The organism is Brotomerdimonas butyrica (assembly GCF_025567305.1).
Taxonomy (GTDB): domain Bacteria; phylum Bacillota; class Clostridia; order Peptostreptococcales; family Anaerovoracaceae; genus Lentihominibacter; species Lentihominibacter butyricus.
Map to the genome: position 1 here is coordinate 38,271 of NZ_JAOQJP010000004.1, position 18,358 is coordinate 56,628.

11 protein-coding genes and 1 pseudogene are annotated in these 18,358 nt (G+C 50.1%); all 12 read right to left on the reverse strand.

The window, feature by feature from the left end:
- Window positions 1-38 precede the first annotated feature (38 nt).
- Complete coding sequence (locus OCV59_RS03905) at window positions 39-2,009, reverse strand: bifunctional metallophosphatase/5'-nucleotidase (protein ID WP_147593204.1); 1,971 nt, start codon at window positions 2,007-2,009, stop codon at window positions 39-41.
- Complete coding sequence (sppA, locus tag OCV59_RS03910) at window positions 2,010-3,098, reverse strand: signal peptide peptidase SppA (RefSeq protein ID WP_147593205.1); 1,089 nt, start codon at window positions 3,096-3,098, stop codon at window positions 2,010-2,012. It abuts the gene before it with no gap.
- 30 nt (window positions 3,099-3,128) lie between these two features.
- A pseudogene (thrS, locus tag OCV59_RS03915) lies at window positions 3,129-4,883 on the reverse strand (threonine--tRNA ligase); the annotation flags it as partial.
- Window positions 4,884-4,889: 6 nt separating this feature from the next.
- Window positions 4,890-5,975, reverse strand: coding sequence for a D-alanine--D-alanine ligase family protein (locus tag OCV59_RS03920; RefSeq protein ID WP_147593207.1), 1,086 nt, complete (start codon window positions 5,973-5,975; stop codon window positions 4,890-4,892).
- 19 nt (window positions 5,976-5,994) lie between these two features.
- A complete protein-coding gene (locus OCV59_RS03925) occupies window positions 5,995-7,653 on the reverse strand; it encodes an LCP family protein (RefSeq protein WP_147593208.1) in 1,659 nt (552 codons plus the stop codon).
- A gap of 107 nt (window positions 7,654-7,760) precedes the next feature.
- Window positions 7,761-9,803, reverse strand: a complete 2,043-nt coding sequence (locus tag OCV59_RS03930) for a GtrA family protein (RefSeq protein ID WP_147593209.1) — start codon at window positions 9,801-9,803, stop codon at window positions 7,761-7,763.
- Window positions 9,796-10,965: a CDP-glycerol glycerophosphotransferase family protein gene (locus OCV59_RS03935; RefSeq protein WP_262584100.1), complete on the reverse strand. Its 1,170-nt coding sequence runs from the start codon at window positions 10,963-10,965 to the stop codon at window positions 9,796-9,798. Before OCV59_RS03935 ends, OCV59_RS03930 begins: the two co-directional genes overlap by 8 nt.
- A gap of 25 nt (window positions 10,966-10,990) precedes the next feature.
- A complete protein-coding gene (locus OCV59_RS03940; protein WP_147593211.1) occupies window positions 10,991-12,508 on the reverse strand; it encodes a lipopolysaccharide biosynthesis protein in 1,518 nt (505 codons plus the stop codon).
- 234 nt (window positions 12,509-12,742) lie between these two features.
- The gene (locus OCV59_RS03945; protein WP_147593212.1) at window positions 12,743-13,366 is read right to left on the reverse strand and encodes a single-stranded DNA-binding protein; all 624 of its coding nucleotides are present in this window, start codon (window positions 13,364-13,366) and stop codon (window positions 12,743-12,745) included.
- 69 nt (window positions 13,367-13,435) lie between these two features.
- A complete protein-coding gene (locus OCV59_RS03950) occupies window positions 13,436-14,356 on the reverse strand; it encodes a YegS/Rv2252/BmrU family lipid kinase (RefSeq protein WP_147593213.1) in 921 nt (306 codons plus the stop codon).
- Window positions 14,340-15,656 carry a bifunctional folylpolyglutamate synthase/dihydrofolate synthase gene (locus tag OCV59_RS03955; protein ID WP_147593214.1) on the reverse strand — a complete coding sequence of 439 codons (1,317 nt, stop codon included), beginning with the start codon at window positions 15,654-15,656 and terminating at the stop codon, window positions 14,340-14,342. Before OCV59_RS03955 ends, OCV59_RS03950 begins: the two co-directional genes overlap by 17 nt.
- Window positions 15,653-18,349 carry a valine--tRNA ligase gene (locus OCV59_RS03960; RefSeq protein ID WP_147593215.1) on the reverse strand — a complete coding sequence of 899 codons (2,697 nt, stop codon included), beginning with the start codon at window positions 18,347-18,349 and terminating at the stop codon, window positions 15,653-15,655. Before OCV59_RS03960 ends, OCV59_RS03955 begins: the two co-directional genes overlap by 4 nt.
- Window positions 18,350-18,358: the final 9 nt, after the last annotated feature.

Genomic DNA, 18,358 nt, shown 5'->3' on the forward strand with positions numbered 1-18,358 from the left:
CAGAGCTGCAGCGCCTGCACTATCTGCCATCCATATTTCTAGGCTTCGTCCTTCGCCGCAGCTTTCCTGTGTCTGCGCCTTCTGACAAAAATGACTATGATCACGGTCAGGATCACCAGAGCCGATGCCACGCACGAAACCAGCGCAAAAACGTTGTTCGGCTGTTTTAACAGATCCGAAATGTCACGGCTGTCGATCTTAGTCTTGCGATCGTGAGTCGTGCTGTAATAATCAGGCACTATGTCTCCTTCGAATGAATCGATATACGATGCGAGTGCATACCATGCCTTCAGTTCGCCGTCTCCGTCGTTTATTATATGCTCCTCAAAATCGTCTATCAGTTCACCGTTCTCATCCTTCGGATCGATCTTCAGCAGCCCGAAAGACTTGCTCTTTACCGTTCCAAGCATCTGACACGAGTACAGATCTCCTACAACGCTGTATAGCCTGTCGTCCTGTATCTCTTCAGTCTTTTCTCCATCATTGAAGCTTACGTCGACCGCTCTGTTCAGTATAAGTCTGTGAGGGTTCCAGGAATATTCCAGTCCCGCACAGTAAAGTCTTGCGACGCCCATGAAATCCGAAATACTTGCATCCACTTCTGCCACAGCTTTGAGCTCCCTGCCCGTCAGATACACCTTGACCAGCGGATATCCGGCACTGCCGTCCTTTCCATAACCGAGCGAGCTCACGTTGAATGCATCTGTCACCGTGATATCACCCTTAAGGAAGCTGCCGCGCACCACTCCGTGAGGCACCACGGTCACGTCAGGTGTTTCCCCGGTCGCTTCATTTACCGCATACTTGTATGAGTCAGCGATCAGATCCCCGAGAGGCTCTTCACCCTGCTTAAGTCCGAACTGCTCTATCGATGGGAAGTCGATATCGTTGTATGCGAGCACCTGATCTGCGCTGTATCCGTATCCGCTGAAATACTTTTCATCTACCAGCGAACGGTAATAGCCGAGCTGCTCATCTACGGAGCTGTCTCCTGCGATACTCTCGTCCAGCGGTATCAGCTCGTATGACGCAAGCTCGTACCTGCCGTCATCGCCGCGCTTGAGAGTGATATGTCCTGCATTGCGGTTATAGCTGCCGCATGAAACTATGTATGAATTTCCCACCTTAACAGCCTCTCCAAGCACGGTATGAGTGTGACCGCTGATTATCAGATCGATGTCCGGAACCTCTTCCGCCAGCAGATAGTCCTCCGTCTTTTCCAGCGTGTCTTTCTCATTTTCCACTGTGCCGCTGTGCGACAGACATATTATGATATCAGCATCCTCGTCAGCTTTTATCTTTTCGACGACCTCTGCCGCCGTCTCTCTCGGATCCTTGAAGAGCAGTCCGCTCTCAGGCGCATAATCCACTGCAGATTCGCCTATTATCCCGAACACTGCCGCTTTTATCCCGTTATGCTCGATAATCATATAATCCTTCACACCGTAGCTGTCGAACGAATCTTTGAGCAGCTGCGCGTCGTCCCTGAGCTCCTCGTCGGCCAGCGTCGCCTCCCAGTCTATGTTCGCGATCAGCATAGCCGGTGTGCTGTCATCTGCCGCTGCGGCATTCATCATCGATGCCAGCCCTGCCGCTCTGTAGTCGAACTCGTGATTTCCGAGCGTAGTCGCCTCGAATCCGAGAAAACCCATCATTTTCATCTCCGAAGCTTCTTCGGAGAATATCGTCTGGTACGGCGTACCCATCGAAAAATCGCCTGCATCGAGCAGGAATGTATCCGGATACTGCGCCTTTACACTGTCTATCGCTGTCTTCAGCTTTGCAAAGCCGCCGATCTCGACTACCTGGCCTTTTTTCTGCACCCTGTCCTTATCCATATGCGAATGCATATCATGTGTAAAAACGACCGATACGGTATCCGTACCGGTCACTTTATCATCTGTTTTTCCATATGCTTCACTGCCCTGAAAACCAGCTGTAAAAACTGTGACAGCCGCCAAAATAACGGCTGTCATGAATGTAAATATCGCTCTCGATCTTTTTTTCATTTATCTGATCTCCCTGCACATATACTGCAGTCTGACTTCACTGTTATTTTCCATGATCTTCTCCAGCGCGCTTATGTCACTGCCTGAAGAAAACGCCTCGGCAAACCTGTCGAAGCTCTGCACCAGTCCGTCCAGCAGACTTGCCTGCGGCTGATATCTGAACTCATAGATATCGCAGTGCTCAAGCCCGAATTCCTCTATCATATCGTTCACGGCATCGTCGTATGTATCCACCACGCCGTCGATCAGCTTTACGGATTCCGCCTGTTTCGCAGTGTATATCCTGCCGTCAGCGATACTTTTGACATAGTCTGTGTCAAGCCCTCTGCCGTCGGCCACTATCGAGACAAACTGCTCGTACGATTCATCTATCATACTCTGGAATATCTGTTTCTGCTCATCGGTAAGCGGCGATGTCATGCTTCCCATCGCCTTGTTTTCTCCGGAAGTTATCGTCTCCGCCTTTATACCGTACTTCTCCAGCAGACCTGACACATCGTAAAGCGTGCCCATCGTCACTCCGATCGATCCCGTCCTGCAGTTTCTGTTTGCAGTGATCCTGTCGGCAGACGCCGATATGTAATACCCGCCGGAAGTCGCCTGTGATGCAAAATACGCATATACGGGGCGCCCGGTGGTCTCCTGATATTCCTTTATTTTCAGATACAGTTCATCGCTTTCATATACTCCTCCGCCCGGAGTATCCACATAAAGCATCAGCGCCTCATTGTCACTGTTGTCCATCATGCCCTGCACCGCGTCGAGCGCAAACTGATGGTTGTACGTATCGTCGCTCTCACTTATCGTTCCTTCGACATAGAGTACTCCGACATGAGATCCTCTCACTGATGCTGCGCCGCTGACATCTCCGGCACTGCCTATCATGGATGACATCGACGCCATAAATGCGATGATGCCTCCCAGAAGCAGCAGCCCGCCGATGATGCAGGCTATTATTATCAGCGCCTTGTTCCTGCTTTTTTTCGTATTTCCATGCCATGCATCCTGTGCTGCATGATACTCAGGATGCGGCTGTCCGGCGCCTCCGCCGTACGGAGGCATGCCGCTGTTAAAACTGTTGTTGTTCATATCGATGATCTCTTATCCTGTAAATCACGCCTATATGCTCTTGTCCGCGATCTCCCTGAGCAGCTTTGCCTGCAGTTCGTCAGGAGTCATCTCGCCGAGCTCGCCGGCCTTGCTGGATCTTACAGTCAGGTTTCCGGCTTCGACTTCTCTCTCGCCGATGATGCACATGTACGGAGTTCTCTCGTTTCTGGCTTCTCTGATCTTATATCCGATCTTTTCGTTTCTTATATCTGCCTCAACACGGAGACCTGCGTCCTCGAACTTCTTAGCCACTTCGAGAGCATAGTCTGTGAACTTCTCTGTCACTGTGAGCAGCTTCACCTGTACCGGTGCGAGCCAGAGCGGGAATTTACCGGCGAAGTGCTCAATGAGGATACCGATGAATCTCTCTATCGATCCGAATATTACTCTGTGTATCATTACAGGTCTGTGCTTTTCACCGTCAGGGCCTACATATGTGATATCGAATCTCTGCGGCATCTGCATGTCGAGCTGGATAGTACCGCACTGCCATGTCCTGCCGAGCGAGTCTTCCAGGTGGAAGTCGAGCTTAGGACCGTAGAATGCGCCGTCTCCTTCATTGATGACGAACGGCACTCCTATGCTTTCCATAGCCTCTCTGAGTGCTGTCTCTGCAGTTTCCCATTCCTCGTCGGTTCCCATCGAGTCTTCAGGTCTTGTGGAAAGCTCGATATGGTATGTGAATCCGAACATATTGTAAACGTCATCGATGAATTTCACCACGCCGATGACTTCGTCTCTGATCTGTTCAGGCAGCATGAAGATATGCGCATCGTCCTGAGTGAATGTCCTTACTCTCATCAGTCCGTGCAGCGCGCCTGAAAGCTCATGTCTGTGCACCTGTCCGAGTTCTCCCATCCTGATAGGGAAGTCTCTGTATGACCACATCTTTCTCTTGTACACGAGCAGTGAGCCCGGACAGTTCATCGGTTTTATCGCATAGTCTTCACCGTCTATCTTCGTGAAGTACATGTTGTCCTTGTAGTGATCCCAGTGTCCTGAAGTCCTCCAGAGCTGCTCGCTCATGATGAGAGGAGTCTTGATCTCCTCGTATCCTCTCTTTCTGTGCTCGCTCTTCCAGAAGCTTTCGAGCTCGTTTCTTATGATCATACCCTTAGGCATAAAGAACGGGAATCCCGGTGCTTCTTCGTAAAGCGCGAACAGATCCATTTCCTTTCCGATCTTTCTGTGGTCTCTCTTCTTTGCCTCCTCGAGCTTGGCGATATAGTCATCGAGCTCCTGCTGGCTAGGGAAGCATGTTCCGTATATCCTCTGCAGCATAGGTCTGTTCGAGTCACCTCTCCAGTATGCACCTGCCACGCTCTGCAGCTTTACAGCCTTTATCTGTCCTGTCTTTTCCATGTGAGGTCCGGCACAGAGATCGACGAAATCTCCCTGCTGATAAAATGAGATGGTCTCGTCCTCAGGCAGATCTTCGATCAGCTCTACCTTGTAGTCCTCGCCCTTGTCAGCCATGAACTTTATCGCTTCTTCTCTAGGCAGTTCGAATCTTTCCAGCGGATAATTCGCCTGTATGATCTTCTTCATTTCCTTCTGGATCTTGAGAAGATCCTGGTCATTGAGCTTGTGCTCCATATCGAAATCGTAGTAGAATCCGTTCTCTATCGCAGGTCCGATCGCCAGCTTCGCATCCGGCCACAGCTTCTTGACAGCCTGTGCCAGGATATGTGAAGTCGTATGTCTGTAACGCAGTCTTACCTGTTCGTCTTCAAAATTTATTTTTTCCTTTGCCATTTCTTCTTCTCCTCTTTATCTCTCGTATTTATCAAGTGCAAGCTTTATCAGCCTGTCAATAAGTTCATCGTACGGTATGCCTGACGCCTCCCAGAGCTTCGGGTACATGCTTATGCTCGTGAATCCCGGGAGCGTGTTTATCTCATTGAAAACGACTCTGCCGCCGTCCTCGAGGAAAAAGTCCACTCTCGACATCCCCGAGCAGCCCATCGTCTCGTAGACGCTTATCGCCTTGTCCTTTATCTCCTGTTCTTTTTCGGGCTCAAGATCCCTTACGATCGCCGTCTGCGACTTGCTGTTTTCATATTTCGCATTGTAATCGTAAAACTCATTTGCAGCAAAGATCTCACCTATGCACGATGCCTGCGGCTCTTCGTTTCCGAGCACTGCCACTTCGATTTCTCTGCCTGTTATCGCTTCTTCCACGAGCACCTTGCAGTCCTCTGCGAATGCCAGATCAAGAGCCTTTTCGAGATCCTCCGCACGCTTCACCTTGCTTATGCCTACCGACGATCCCGCATTTGCAGGCTTTACGAAAAGCGGATATGTATCTGCAAAGAAACTGTTCACCGCTTCAAGCTGAGCATTTCTGTCTCTGTCGTACGCTGTCTGATGCACTACATAGCATCTCGCCTGATCCACGTATCCGCGATGCTCTATCATCGCTTTCGTTATCGCTTTGTCCATCGACGCAGATGACGCTGCTGTATCAGAGCCTATGAAAGGTATACCGGCCAGCTGGAGCAGTCCCTGCATCGTACCGTCCTCACCGTTCTTGCCGTGAAGCACCGGGAACACCACATCTGTTCTGATGACTTCAAACGTGCCGTCTGCATTCTCCGCCATGATCCCGCCTGTGCCGCGGTCCGGCACGATGAATGCTCTCCTGTTGTTCTCATCCTGTTCCCATGAACCATCGCTGATATCAGAAGCAGGTGAATCTGTCAGAAACCAGTTCCCCTCCTTCGTGATGCCTATGGTCCTGATGTCATATTTCTCTCTGTCTATATGTTCGAGCACGGAAGCTGCCGATACACATGAAACCTCATGCTCAGACGATATCCCGCCGAACAGTATCACTATAGATTTTATAGTTTCCATAAAACTGCCTTTCTGCTCTCTAGTAGTAATAATAACCATAATAACCTGTCACTGCCGATATCCACTCGCTTATATCCAGCACGTCCTGCGTAGGCTCGTATCCATCCTGCGCGAAGAAGTCCTCATGAAGCTGCGTCACATTGCTGTCCAGTGTGACCGGTATGTTATAGTACACATCTGAATCCCAGTCATCGTGATCATACGGCCAGCCCACACTGTCCGTCATTTCGTATGACGTCAGCTTGAGCACCATTCCCATCATGTCCGCAGATGACATATTCGTCTTTATCTCAGGGAGTATCTCTTTTGAGATCTTTTTGAGAGAGCTTATCTTCATCGTCTTCGCCTTCTCGAAAGTAGCCTTGACGACGATCTTCATTCTCTCGTTTCTCCTGAAATCTCCTGTAGCGGCATCTTTTCTTATTCTGGCATATGTCACCGCCTGGTTTCCGTTGAGAGTCTGCATTCCCGGCGATGATATCTTTTCATTAGAGCCGCCTATCGTATTATAAGTATCCTCTATATACTTATTCATTTCGTCTATTTCTGATTCCTGTATCTCGATATCCAGTCCGCCGAGCGCGTCTACCGTGTCAGCAACTGACTTCCAGTTAACTACGACCACTTCCTTGATATTGAGATCGAGATTTTTATTAAGCACGTACAGCACCTGGCTCGGACCGCCGTAAGCATATGCATGCGTGATCTTGTCCAGTCCGATGTCGTCACCCATGTCGAGCATCGTGTCTCTGTAGACCGAGAACAGTTTGATCTCATTTGTCTCCTTGTTGATGCTGGCTATCACGATAGCATCGCTCCTGACATCCTCATCGCTTGACATATCTCTGGCATCAACGCCGAGTATCGCTATATTCCTGTAATTACTGAGCTCTGCATCAACCTGCGGATCGATGCCTATAGCATCCGGATCCAGTTCCACTCTGCCCACATTGTCGAGAGTGCTTTTTACCGCCGTAAGACCGGCAGCGATGACGCCGCCTATGCCGAGAACGAGGATAAGCACGACTATCAGTGCGATCTTGAGCCCGCGCCTTTTCTTTTTGCCGCCTCCGCCGTTTTTTCCGCCTTTTCTGCCGTTCGGCGCATTCGCAGCATCATTTTCTTCTCCGGGCCTGTCTCTGTCATCCCTGTTCGTTCTGCCCGGTCTTGCTATCGTCCCGCCGCTGTTTACACGTTCGCGTTCTGAAAGATACCGCTCCTGCAGTTCCTTTCTGCCCCTTTCCGACTCGGTTCTGCTTCTCTTCCTCATCTCGGAGCTTCCATACGGTGTATCATCTATAGAGCTCCCGCTCCTGTAAGGCTGTTCATTCATATACTCGTGCTTAGCCTGGCGCCTGATCGCCTCGTACTGTCTGCGCTGGTCCATCTCCGACTGTCCGGTATCCGCCTGCCTGTGCCTGCCGCTGCGCTCATAGTAATAAGTCCCGTCGACGTATTGCCCGCCGGAACTTCGCTTTTTCCTGCTGTTGCCCGCATAATATTCACCGTAAAGGCTGTCGTCTTTTATATGTCTGCTCCGATCACTGCTTCTGCTGCTGCGGTTCTCTCTGAGACGCAGGTACTCCTGATATGCCTGATCTTTTGAGCTTGTATTATCGTCCCTGTATTGTCCGTTTCCCGATGTGTTTCCGTAACTGTTCCATCTGTCATCGTTCATTCATTTACTCCTTTCACATCACAGACCATTATACCAACAGAGGCTGTTTAAATCAATAATCGCAATGCTTTTGCCGATGAAAGTTGTGTGAAATATAACGTCTTTCATCATGCCTGTTCCACTTCTTTTTCTATCCTGTTTTTCAGGAGACTGTGGAGCTTTTCAGCCTGCTCTCTGTCCCTGTCTTTTATGCAGCAGTAGAACTTGACCTTCGGTTCTGTCCCCGACGGTCTGGCTGCCGCCCACGATCCGTTGCTGAACATGAACTTGAGCACATTAGCTTCTGCGACGCCTTCTGCTCCTCTGCTGTAGTCTCTTAGCTCGGCCAGCTCACATATATCCGCAAATACGCTCTCGCCCTCGCTTCTGAATCTCTTCATGATCGAGGCTATCCTGTCCGCACCTGCCGCGCCTTCGAATACGAACGACAGCTGATCGTCTATATAATATCCGTGCTCTGCAAACAGATCTTCGAGCACATCGATAAGAGTCTTGCCCTGCTGTTTCCAGTATGCCGCCATCTGACACATCACGAGCGACGATGATATACCGTCCTTGTCTCTGATATGAGTCCCGGTAAGATATCCGTAGCTTTCCTCATACGCCATCAGTATCTCATCTTCACGGTGCCTGTTCATCTCGGCCGCGAGATCCTTGAAGCCTGTGAAGGTCCTTATAGTCTCCACGCCGTATGAAGCTGCGATATCCTGCCCCATATCACCTGTGACTATCGAGGTTATCAGCTTCTTTCCCGCAGACTGTCTCATCCTCGCCAGGAAATCCACGAACAGTGCACCCGTCTGATTTCCCGACAGATACACGATCTTTCCGTCATGCATCACACCGGCGCCGATCCTGTCGCTGTCAGGGTCTGTGCCTATTATGATGTCCGCGCTGATCTCCTTTGCCTTTTCTTCAGCTATATAAAACACTGCTGTCTCTTCGGGATTCGGCTTTCTCACGGTAGGAAAATCACCGTTGTAGTCAGCCTGCTCCTTTACGAGCGTGACATTGCTGAAGCCTGCGCGCCTCAACGTTTCCAGCACGTATTCGCGGCCCGATCCGTGAAGCGGCGTGTATACGACACTGAGGTCAGACGCCGCTTCAGGCGCAGTATCCACACCACACTTCTGTACGGCATCCATGAATCTGTCTATGACATCCTGACCGATATATTCTATATTAGGATCGTCCTCATCCGAAACCGGGATCCCCAGTTCGTCATCGAGATTCTCGATATTCTCCGATATCTTCGCCGCAGATTCCCTGCCGAGCTGACATCCGGTGTTGTCATACACCTTGAAGCCATTGTACGCAGGAAGATTGTGACTCGCCGTTATCACGATGCCGCCGTCGCATTTCAGATCTCTCACGGTGAATGAAAGCAACGGCACAGGCGAATACCTGTCGAACAGCAGCGCCTTTATGCCCGAAGCAGCCAGCACTCGCGCCGCTTCCTTTGCAAACTCATCCGAATGATTTCGCGTATCATACGCGATCGCCACCTTTGCGCCCTCTCCGAGGATACCTGCAAAACCCTTTGCAGCCATGCGTATAGTGTATCTGTTCATCCTGTTCATGCCGAGGCCCATCACGCCGCGCATTCCCGCAGTCCCGAAGCTGAGCTTCCTGTAAAATGCATCCGATATCTCTTCCTCGCTCATTTCTGCGAGCACATTTTTTTCACTTTCTTCAAGATGAGGGCTTTCTGCCCATTTTTCATATATTTTCCTGTAATCCATATTTTTCTTCTCCCCAAATACAAAAAATCGCTGACCAAGAAAATTCAGGCCTGTAAAGATGCACATGCCTGCCAGCATCGCCGCGTTTTCACGCAGCCTCACAGGACTGTCCGCCATGACTGCCATGACCAGAGGCTTTGCAGCCCCGTAAGCCGCCAGATAGCAGACCGCTATGTTCACTGCGAATCTGATACCGCTTTTCAGCACCTTTCCGCTGTACCCGAACGTTATCTTCCTGTTCAGGAAATAGCTCAGGACGCTGACCGCCGTATAATTCACCGCCGACGATACCCAGTACGAGCACCCGAATATATTGTAGAGTCCGAACATCACCGCCATTCCGGCCAGAGTGTTCACGACTCCTGTACAGGCAAACCTGAAGGCCTGTCCGTATATCGTCTTATCCATCTGTCTCTATTCCCGCATACGCCAGTATCCTGTCCGTCGCATGTCCGTCGCATGAAGACATGAATTTATCTGCAAACTGCTCTACCGCTGCACTGTCAAACCCTTCTTCGCACTTTTCTATGCATTCCGCTACCCGCCCGGTGGTATCCACTACAGGGCCGGGAGTAAGTTCTTCATAGTCGTAGTAAAATCCTCTCCAGTCATTGTAAAGCTCCAGGTCGTATGCAAAGAATATCATCGGTCTTCTGAACAGCGCATACTCGAATACAAGCGACGAGTAGTCGGATATGCATACGTCAGCCGCACACAGAAGATCGTCTATCTCCAGTTTTTCCGTTATATCATATGCAAAGCTGCTGCACTCCGCCGGTATCCCGGGTCTTTCCTTGATGAAAGGATGATGCTTTATCAGCAGCACATACCGGTCGCCGAGCCTGTCCATCATATACCTTATATCCAGTCTGTCCGGAGCCTTTGCATGTGTCACATCCCCACGAAAAGTCGGAGCATACAATATCACCTTCCTGCCGTATGCTGCCGGCACCGCTTTATGGACTTTTCTCACCGCCGCTGTGACAAATCCACTGTCAAAGAAGACATCCGTCCGGCTTATGCCTGTAGCTTTTATTATGCCGTCATCAACACCCATAGCTTCCTTATATGCCCATATCACCTCAGGACTGCTGACAGACACCAGGTCCAGATTCCTGTAGAGCGGATATTTCTGCTGCTGTGCTCTGCTGCTTCCAAATTTCAGGTCAGCCGTACTCAGACCGAATCTCTTGAATGCGCCGCAGCCGTGCCACAGCTGTATGACCGTCGTCTCCGGGCGTTTTTCAAAGCACGCGAAAGCATTGTTCGCCTCGCTCAGGAAGACATACTCCGCAGTCGCCATGTCTTTTAAAAATGCTTTGGTATTTTTAACGTTTTCACTTCTCGGCCCTGTGCCTTCCATCAGGAAGTGGCATCTCACGTCATATGAAGGATCTTCAGATATCCTCCGGTAAACTTCTCTCATGCTGTTTCCCAGAGTCTTCCCCCTGACTTCAAGGAAGATGACTTTCCTGCGCTGCAGAGGGAGCCCGCAGTATTTCCTGTACTGACGCGGATATATGAGTCTGAGTATGATAAACTTGCCGAGATTCGTTATCAGTTTTTTCATCATTTCTCCTCTGTTTCAGCAGCCCCTACTGTCTGCCTACCGATTTTTTTATCCTGTTTATGAGGGTCCTGAATTCTTCACGTTCCAGCACCGCGTTCACTGCCAGGAACATGATCATGGCAGCCAGCGCTACTATGACTGCACAAATGAACCAGTGCACGTAGCCCTCGACAGCAAGTCCCATCACGGGCCTGCCTGCAAGTGAAAGCAGTATAAGGACCGCGAGATTTCTTATTATACGCCTGAGCGTGCGTTTCCATGACCCCAGGACGATCCTGGTCGTGTTGTAGTACACTATGTCTATGCCTCTGTAAAGAAACGAACAGAAGCTTCCTATAAGAACGCCCAGCATCCCGTAAGGCTTCACCAGTAAAAGTGAAACCGATATTATTATGATCACTTCAAGGACCGCGCGCCATCTCGTCTGTTTGTAGTGGCCCGCAGCACATATAAGCGTTATCGACGGTATCCTGATATTCTGAGCTATGCCGACGAGCACGAACATGAATGCGATCTCGTCTCTCACATAGACAGCATCGGTGAACGATTTAGTGTAAAGCTGTATGAACGGCATTATCAGCACCGCCATACACGTATATGCCCAGAAAACGACCATGTATGTCAGATATTCGTAGTTCGAATATGCGTTATCGAGCGCTTTCCTGTCGCCCTTGGACAGCAGCTCTCCGAATCCGGACTGCAGTCCGCTGTTGAACGACCCTACCAGCAGCGATATGGCATTCGCGATCATGTTGTACACGCCGTACACGCTGACTTCGATCAGCGCTTTCGTTCCCATGAAAACTGTCATCACGACGACTGAAGTGTTGTTTACGATGACTCCGGTTATCTGATGCAGCAGCGCCGCCCATCTCTGGTTGATAGCATCGTAGTTCGGCTCCGCGTTGAAATCAAGGAATTTGTAGTGCTTTCTCACATATATCCAGATAAGGATGAATCTAAGTATATATATCACTGTGGCAACGAATTTTACCAGCAGCACATTGCAGCCTTCCATGATTAGCCATACTGTGATAACAGTATTCAGTACTGTACCCAGCGTCTGTACCAGCATCATAACGTAGCCCTTCTGGTTTGCCATCAGCAGCACTTTGTATTTGCCAAGGAACAGGTAATCCACGAGATTGCTCGTTGCCAGTATGATTATCATGAAGCGCGTTATTCCCGGCTGTATCTGGTTCTGCACCAGCATAGGATACAGCACGACAAGAAACACCAGCAGCAGCACGTATGCTATCCCTGACCTGTAGTAGAACCGCTTCGTCGCCGACAGTATCCGGTTTATCTCGTCAACATCGTTGTCAGCCAGCGGTTTGTAAAGCCCGACTATCGACGCGGCGCTGACTCCGGCTTCCACCAGTGCCAGATATGAGATGAACTGTGTCACGGATACGATCATCCCGTTCATCGCCGATCCGTAGGCTATGATAAAAAAGCGGGGTAGAATAAGCCCCGACAAAGCGACGGTGATCTGCAGTATTAAGTTTGCAAGTATGTTTTTTAATGCTTTTCTGCTTCTCATAATATATTTATCTGAAAGCGGCAGGCATGCTGCCGTCAGTCTTCAGACCATCAGTGAAGATACTCCTTCCATGTTAATATAAATACTCTTTATTATATCCCCATAACAGCACAGAATCAAGGTTTTGCGCTTTTTTACACACATTGCACACATTGATGCTCGCGCTGCAGCCTGCATTCCCGCAGCTGCCCTTTTGCACGATCAGGCGGAACGGCACGCATCGTTCTGCCGCGCTCATTCTTCCATCAGCTCCAGCCTTGATGCAGACACTTCATATGCGATTTTTGTCACAGCCTCGCCTTCATCTGTGAATTTCCTGTATTCACGGCTCTGTATGCGGCCTTCGAGTCCGACTTTGTCTCCCACCTCCAGGCTGCCGCCGTAGACTGCGTTCCTTCCCCATGATATCGTCGGGATATAATCGGACTTGTTGTACATCCTGTTCACTGCTATCATCAGGTCACAGATCTCTCGTCCCAGCGGTGATGTACGTCTCACAGGCGGCTTGCATATGTATCCTTCGAGCATGACGCGGTTCTCATACTCGCTGCTGCTTTCTTCCCCATACATCACATGCCTTGCAAATACCGTGACCTCCAGTCTGTTATGCCCCTCTGATTCACGGTTGTATGTCCTCACCTGCCCGCATAATTCCATGAACTCATCCGGCTGCGGTATGCGGTCTTCCATAAGCTTTTCCGGTATTATCACCCTTATCCTGTCCTCATATCCGCTCCGCCGCAGTATGCCCATCACCGTCAGATAAAAAGCTTCTCCACATGTTTTATGACTGAACACCGGCTCAGAAAGCACCTTTCCTGCCAGATGCACCATATTCTCTTCATTTAGATATCCCATTAAAAAATCCCCCTCCAGGCATATTCTGTTAAATCATATGCATCTGCAAGGGGATTTTATACATACATTCTAGTCGTATTTCCATGTAGCTTCGGAAACAAACACTTTGAGCCTCCTCTTGAGTACGCTGAACTCCAGCGGCAGCTTTTCACCGTGTTCTCCGTCTATGTCCGTGCTTATATCAACGTCCGACTCTATCGTGAGCTTTTCGGTCTGGAAACAGAGCACGTGCTTGTTGTTAGGGTGTCTTCCGTGCACTACTTCAAAAAGCAGCGGTCCGAATTCCACGATCGGCATTTTCTTGAAAGCTATCACGTCGAGCTTGCCGTCATTCATGTAGGAATCCGGTGAAAGCTTCCTGAACCCGCCTGCCGATTCGCCGTTCATCACTACCATGAAGTAGATGTTTTCCTCGTAAACAGTATCCGGTGTAGTCAGCTTTACAGGAAGCGCACGTATCTGCGGTATCTCTGTGACAGCCTTGAGATAATAAGCCAGAGTTCCTATCGCATTCTTGAGATTAGGATCAGTCTTCTGGCTGACGTCTATCAGCGCGCCCATCGCCGCGACGTTTATGAAGCACTTGTTGTTCACTACGCCCACGTCCACCTGTGTCGTCTTTTTTCCGAGCGCTATGTCGAGCTGATAATCTATATCAGACGGCAGTTCGAAATAGTATGCGAAGTCATTCGCCGTTCCCGCAGGAAGTATCGCCAGCGGCAGATGTATGTCATATTTCACCATGGCATTCACACACAGGTTGATGGTCCCGTCGCCTCCGGCCACAATGATCCTGCTGTACTGCTCCTGATCTATCTCCGACAGTACCCTGTCTATCATTATACCCTTCGCGGCTCTCACCGGAATGAGCTGGTATCCCTCCTGCTGGCATCTGTCAACTATATGATCGAGATTACTCTTGAATATACCGTTTCCTGCATGCGGATTGTAATAAAGCAGGATTTTGTTAGCTTTACCTGTATCTGTCATTTTTAAGCATCCTCCTGATCTCACTTATGAGGTACAGCGACCCCGCAAACAATACTGCGTCATAATCTTTCCATATCTTTTCGGCTTCAGCGATGCTCGCTGCGGCATCCCCCGATGCGATCACCTCCACACCCGCATCCGCAAGGTATCCGGCGAGCTCCTCTGCTTTGAATTTTCTCGGATTGTCCGGCTCAGTAGCTATGATATCCGTCGTTATATCCATGAAAGCGTCCAGTATCCTGTCCGTCTGTTTGTCAGCCAGCATCCCGGTCACGAGAAGGATCTTCTTTCCTTCGAAGTACTTTTTCATCGTATCGCGTAGAGCAGCTGCTCCTGCTTCATTGTGCGCTCCGTCAGCTATGATCACAGGTTCGTGTTCCTGTGAACAGCCTTCACGCAGTATCTCAAAACGCCCCGGCTGTACAGCATTTTTAAGACCTCTGTAAAGTTTTCCGCGTTCGACCTTTATGTCTCCTGACTTTCTCAGCACTTCTATCACCGCAAGCGCTGTCTTCAGGTTTTCTCCCTGATGCTTCCCTACCATTGAAAGCTCCACATCGCTGTAATCCGTACCCCAAAGTTCCATGCTGACCGTCTGCGAAAACGGCGTTTCGCCGTTTATCATGAACTTTACCTTCGAAACGTCATAAAGCCTGCCGGACTTCTCGTATGCGGTCCTGGCTATCACTGCTGCAGCCCCGTGATCCGTCACATTTGATATCACTGGCACGCCCGGCTTGATTATGCCGGCCTTGTCCGCAGCGATCTCCTCAAGCGTGTTTCCGAGCCTGTCCATGTGATCGTACGATATAGAGCATATCGCGCAGGCCATCGGCTTCTTCACGACATTAGTGGAGTCGCCCCTGCCTCCCAGTCCTACCTCCAGCACTACTATATCTGCGTTTTTTTTCGCAAAATACAGAAATGCGATCGCCGTTATCACTTCGAACTCTGTCGGTGAATCCATGCCTTCGGCTGTCATCTCTGCCGCAGCGGCAAGCACCCGGTCAGAGTACAGCGTCAGATCATCGTCGGAGATATTCTCCCCGTCGAGCCTTATCCGTTCATTGAAGCTCTCGATGAACGGCGACGTGTAAAGTCCGACGCAGTATCCGCACTCTGCGAGCCCGCACTCCAGGAATTTGCATACCGAACCTTTTCCGTTCGTCCCGGCGACATGTATCACCCTGAGACTGTCCTGCGGATCCCCGAGCTTTTTCATCAGCACGCTCATCCTTTCAAGTCCGAGCACGCTCCCGAATCTGCTGAATTCATGTATCTTGTTTATAGCTTCGATCATTTTACCTTTTTCTCTACCACTGCAAGCCTGTCGCAGACCTTTGCGAGCATTTCCTCGTACTTGACCTGCTTTGCCTTTTCTTCGTTGATGACTTTCTCAGGAGCCTTCTTTATGAAGCCTTCGTTGGAAAGCTTGCCGACTACTCTCTTCACTTCGCCCTCGAGCTTTTTCTTTTCCTTCCTGAGTCTGTCGAGCTCTGCCTCGTAGTCCATGATATCATCGAGCGGAATGAATATCTCTGCGCCTGCGACTACTGCTGACATTACTTCTTCAGGAACGTCCGCCTTGCTTGCCGCAAATGTGATATCAGTGATGTTGGCGATCTTTGTTATATATCTCTCGCCGGCCCTGACTACTGGCTCCTTGCCGTCTGCGCACAGGATGACTGCTGTCAGCTTTCTGCTCGGTGCAGCATCGGCCTCTGCTCTGATGTTTCTGATGCTCTTTATCACGGCCATCGCCATTTCAAGCTTCTCTGTCTCTTCAGGGAAAGCCAGTTCTTCACTGTAAATCGGCCAGCTTTCCTTGATCAGGAAGTTGTCAGGATTGTCTGCAGATGCTTCTTCCTTAGGCAAATATGCCCATATTTCCTCGGTAATATACGGCATGAACGGATGGAGCAGTCTGAGCATGTCCTTGAGCACTTTTACGAGAACTGCTCTTGCGACCATCTTGTCCTGCTCGTCATCGCCGTACAGTCTGCCCTTGACGATCTCGATGTACCAGTCGCAGAACTCGTTCCAGATGAGATCGTATGCTCTCTGTCCTGCAAGTGCCAGGTCGAATTTCTCCATCGTTTCCGTTATATATTTAACTGCGTCGTTGACTCTGGATATCATCCACTTGTCTTCGTCCTGCAGCGCAGCACTGTTCAGATCTGTCAGCTCTGCCATCTCTCTGAAGCTGCCGTCTTCATCCTGCAGGTTCATGATAACGAATCTCGATGCGTTCCAGAGTTTGTTCGCAAAGTTTCTCGCTGATTCGAGCTTATCCGTCTTGAATCTCATGTCATTGCCCGGCGTTATGCCCGTCGTGAGCATGAATCTCAGTGCATCGGCTCCGTACTGGTCGATTATCTCCAGCGGATCGATGCCGTTGCCGAGTGATTTGCTCATCTTCCTGCCCTGGGCGTCTCTTACGAGGCCGTGTACGTAAACATACTTGAACGGCACTTCTCCTGTCGTTTCCAGTGCCGAGAACACCATTCTCACTACCCAGAAGAAGATGATATCATATCCTGTCACGAGCACGTCTGTCGGATAGAAGTACTTGAGATCTTCCGTCTCTTCCGGCCAGCCGAGTGTCGAGAACGGCCAGAGTGCCGATGAGAACCATGTATCGAGTACGTCTTCATCCTGTTTGATGTTCGTGCTGCCGCACTTGCTGCACTGATGAGGCGCAGTTTCCGCAACCATCAGCTCGCCGCAGTCCTGACAGTAGTATGCAGGGATCCTGTGTCCCCACCAGAGCTGCCTCGAGATGCACCAGTCTCTGATCTCCTCGAGCCAGTGGAGATATGTCTTCTCGAATCTCTCAGGCACATGCTGAAGAGCTCCGCTCTTTGCCGCTTCGATAGCAGGCTTTGCCAGTTCTTCCATCTTTACGAACCACTGATCCGAAAGCATCGGCTCAACGACAGTCCTGCATCTGTAGCATTCGCCTACAGGGATGACTTTTTCCTCGGTCTTCACGAGATATCCTGCCTCTTCAAGGTCTTTTACCCACGCTTTACGGCATTCGTATCTGTCCATGCCTTCGTATTTGCCTGCAAGGCTGTTCATCGTAGCATCAGGATTGATGCACGATATGTTCTCCAGATCGTTTCTCTGTCCTACCTCAAAGTCGTTAGGATCGTGTGCAGGCGTGATCTTTACAGCTCCCGTTCCTTTTTCAGGATCCGGATAAGGGTCGGCTATGATCGGGATCTCCTTGCCTACGAGCGGAAGGATGACATTCTTTCCGACCATGTCCTTGTATCTTTCATCGCTCGGATGCACTGCTATGGCAACGTCACCGAACATCGTCTCAGGTCTTGACGTCGCAACGATGATTCCCTCTCCGCCATCTGCAGCAGGGTATCTGAAGTACCAGTACATGCCGTTTTTGTCCTCATGCTCTACTTCAGCATCCGAAAGCGATGTGCCACACTCCGGACACCAGTTTATCAGTCTGTTCCCCTTGTAGATCAGACCTTTTTCGTAAAGTCTCACGAAGAAGTGGTTTACCGCCTTGTTGCAGCCCTCGTCCATCGTGAAGCGCTCTCTGCTCCAGTCGCATGAGTCTCCGAGCTTTCGGCACTGCTTTGTAATCTTGCCGCCGAATTCTTTTTTCCATGCCCATGCTCTCTTGAGGAATTCCTCTCTGCCCAGATCTTCCTTCTCCAGACCTTCTTCCTCTCTGATCCTGTTGACTACCTTTACTTCTGTAGCTATGCTGGCGTGATCGCTTCCCGGAAGCCACAGTGCACTGTAGCCCTGAAGTCTCTTGAATCTGGTCAGCACGTCCTGCAGGGTCTGGTCCAGCGCATGTCCCATGTGCAGCTGCCCCGTTATGTTAGGCGGCGGCATCACGATCGTGAACGGCTTCTTGTCAGGATCGCATTCTGCTCTGAACGCTCCGTTCTTTTCCCACATGTCGTAGATCCTGTCTTCGAATTTTTTAGGATCATATGTTTTATCAAGGTTTTTTTCCATATTCCGTAT